At 65.3% G+C, this 3,488-nt stretch carries 3 protein-coding genes; all 3 read left to right on the forward strand.

The annotated features are described in order from the left end of the window. The coding region (locus tag HMPREF2883_RS00355) for an ATP-binding cassette domain-containing protein (RefSeq protein ID WP_141758969.1) at positions 1 to 404 on the forward strand (404 nt) is incomplete at its 5' end. Further along, positions 404 to 2,908, forward strand: coding sequence for an FtsX-like permease family protein (locus HMPREF2883_RS00360; protein ID WP_070658138.1), 2,505 nt, complete (start codon positions 404 to 406; stop codon positions 2,906 to 2,908). The genes HMPREF2883_RS00355 and HMPREF2883_RS00360, both read left to right, overlap by 1 nt. Before the next feature lie 291 nt (positions 2,909 to 3,199). Further along, positions 3,200 to 3,488: ATP-binding cassette domain-containing protein (locus tag HMPREF2883_RS15350; protein ID WP_256277246.1), on the forward strand; the 289-nt coding region annotated here is incomplete at its 3' end.

The raw sequence follows: 3,488 nt of genomic DNA on the forward strand, positions 1-3,488 counted from the left end.
CCCACCGCCCCAACGAGCTCTCCGGCGGCCAGCAGCAGCGCGTAGCCGTGGCCCGCGCCCTCGTGGGCCGCCCCGAAGTGGTCTTCGCCGACGAACCCACCGGCGCCCTGGACACCACCTCAGCCGCCGCCCTGCTGGAGACCCTGGCCGGCATGTGCGAGCGCCTGGGTCAGACGGTGGTCATGGTCACCCACGACGAGCAGGCGGCCGCCACCACCAACCGCATCATCCGCCTGCGTGACGGGCGCATCACCGGGGTCGAGGCCGTGCGCCGCCCGGCCGGCGGCCATGCCGCCCCGGCCGCCGCGCCCGGTGCCCGTCGCGCCGCGGGCCACTCCCCCGCTTCCGGTCCGGCGGCCCGTCCCACCACCCCCGGCCCGACTCCCCGGACGGAGGCCCGCTGATGCCCTCGCTCCTCGATCTGCGACGAACAGCCGCCGCCCTCGTGGCCGTAGCCATGAGCGCCGCCCTCATCGCCTTCGCCCTCATCATCTCCGACTCCTTACAAGCAAAAGTGACTGAGAACGCCCGAGCGAGCGTCGGCGACGCTGACGTGGTAGTTCTAGCAGGCTCTAGCGACACTGCCAGCGGCAGGATCTCCGACCAGGCTGTGCGAGAGGTCTCCGCAGCTGGCGGAGTTGCGTCCGTACGCCCCTATGTCGACGGAGGGGTTCAAGCCAGCCGCGCGGGCACAGGACAAGAAAGCGGTCTCATTGTCCTGAATGTACCGAAGCTCACGGGCGGTACCCGTTTAACAGAGGGGCGACTGCCGCAAACCGCTAACGAGATCGCTGTCGCACCCGCCGTCCTAGAGCGTCAGCAGGGCGTAAAAGTCGGCAGCACCCTGAGCCTGAAGGCTTCCAAGGATGCCTCCCCCACAACAGTCAGCATCGTAGGCGTGGTCCAGCCGGCGGCCGACATCACACGGGGCGATACTGACGACACCCCCTACATCTTCGCTACTGGAGAGGCACAAGCCGCAATGGGGCTTCCTGATGGCCCCACCATCCTTTATGTCACCGCACAGGCGGGAACCAGTGACAAGGAGCTTCTCAGTTCCGTCACCGAAGTTCTGGCCGCTACGCAGCCTGGCGCGCAAGCCTACACTGCCTCCGACATCATCACCATGCGTGCCGCGAGTTCTGACGCCACTGCTTCGAAGACACTCACCCTTCTGCAAATCATCGCCCCGGTGTGCGTGGTCGTGTCCGGGATCGTCATCGCCACAACCTTCACGACGCTCATGGCGCGTCAGACCCGCCAGATCGGGCTGCTGCGCTGTGTCGGCGCCAGCCGCGGCCAGATCATGGGTTCTGTGCTGCGCACAGCTCTGTTCACCGGGCTGACTGGATCCGTAGCGGGGGCTATCATCGGCGCCGCCATAGCGGTTCCGGTGATCCATCTCGGCATCATCGAGAGCGTCAAACCCCGCCACCTGACCATCTCCTGGACAGCGTTCGCCTTGGCGCTCCTTGTCGGCACAGTGATGACCTTGGTCTCCGTCTTGAGAACGGCGCGCCAGGCCACTCGAGTATCTCCACTTGTGGCACTGACCGAGCAGGCCGCCAACCAAAAGTCGCTTAGCAGACGACGGATGGCGACGGCAGTCGCGGGTGTGGTCGTCGCTATACTCGGCCTTGGTCTCATTCAGGGCGGGATTACCTGGGGCTCCTTGCAGATAATCGGGGCAGGGGCAGGGATATCCGTCCTCGGAATCATCTTTGCACTTCCTCTGCTCGTCATCGGAATGTCTCGCCTGATCGAATCAGTCTGTAGCCAGACCCACAAACCAATCCTCCACTTGGCCACCCGCAACCTGGCCCGCAACCCCGGCCGCGCGGCGGCAACCACCGCGTCCCTGCTCGTCGCTGTCGCTGTGGCAGCCACGATGGCCAGCGGGCTGGCCGGCATTGCATCCTCCATGCAGAACTACGTCAATTCCAATACTCCCGTTGACATCATCGTGGGAGAGTTCGCAGCCGGACAAGATCCCTCGTCAACTGTCACAAAGATTGCAGCCGTTGACGGGGTGGAATATGTCACTCCCCTCCCGTGGCTCGACGTCAAGATGACCAGTGAAGACCAGGGCGGCCAGGAGGAAAGCCTTAACGTTGCCGCCGTCGACCAGAAGAAGGTCTCCCCAGTCCTCCGTTCCCAGGAAGCCCTGGAGACTCTCGACGACCAGACCCTCGTCTTGAGTCGTATGTACAACATCCCCGACGGAACACCTGTGACCCTCAAGGGGCCTGCCGGAAGCGTTGAGCTCACCGTCCGGGTGAAGGAGGGACTCGATGCTGCCATCACGCCCGCCGTCGCGAATCGGCTGGTCGGAGAGGCCCCAACCGCCTCCATCGTGTGGGTGCGCACCAGTGGGGACGCCTCCAACCAGCTTCCCGTCTCCGCCGTCCGCAAAGCCTTGGCAGGTACCGGACTATACGTCGCTGACTCCCAAGAGGGCCGCGTCAACTTCACCGACCAGGTTCGGCAAGTTTCCATAGCGATCGGCGTCATGCTGATCTTCACGCTACTGATCGCCCTATCCGGACTGGCCAATACCATCACCATCAGTGTCCTGGAACGCACCCGCGAACTCGGAGTCCTGCGCGCCACCGGTGCCCAACGCAAGGAAATCAGGCTTCTGTTTATCACCGAGGCCATCCTTATCGCCCTCCTGGGCGGCAGCATCGGCATCCTGCTCGGCTGCGGCGTGGGTATCGCAGGAGTGGCCGCCCTACTCAACACAAACTCCGGGAGCTTCCTCACAATCCTCCAAGTCCCGTGGCCTACCCTAATTCTGGCCTTAGGCGGCATCCTCCTGGCTGCCACCGCAGTCGGAGTCCTGGCCTCACTGCGCCCAGCTGAGAGCGCCAGTAGGATCCCACCCATCCGCGCCCTCGCCCAGGACTAAAACCCGCTCTCTGCTCCCCTCTGACTTCCCTTTGCTCCCCTCCTGACATGGAGCCTGATAAGCGGCTGCCCCGTGCCCTGGTTCCAGGGCACGGGGCAGCCGCACCTTCGTACCGTCGCGCCTCCACCTTTTGACGGACAGCGACCTCACGCGTCCCGTCCTTCGACGCATTCCGGTGCGATGGCGTCGTTTCTAGGCTTCTTCACATCACCAGGGCGGTGCGGGACGCAGTGCGATGCCAGTGGTCGGCGCCGCCCGCCACCCGAGTCAGTCACCGAGAAGGGTCATGAGATGACGTATCCATCCCAGCCTCAGGCCTTCGGCCACCCCGCCCGTCCCACGCCGCTCCCCCAGGCGGCCCCGGCCACCCCGGGAGCGCCGACGGCGCCCATCACTCCTGCCGCCTCCGCACCGATGCGGGTGGTTGAGGCCCGTGGTCTGACCAAGGTCTATGGCGAGGGCGAGGCCCAGGTCGTGGCCCTGGACACGGTCAGTCTCACCATCACCGAAGGAGAGTTCGCAGCCATCATGGGCCCCTCCGGCTCGGGCAAGTCCACCCTCCTGCACTGCCTGGCCGGCC

The organism is Actinomyces sp. HMSC075C01, assembly GCF_001812965.1.
Lineage (GTDB): Bacteria > Actinomycetota > Actinomycetes > Actinomycetales > Actinomycetaceae > Actinomyces > Actinomyces acetigenes.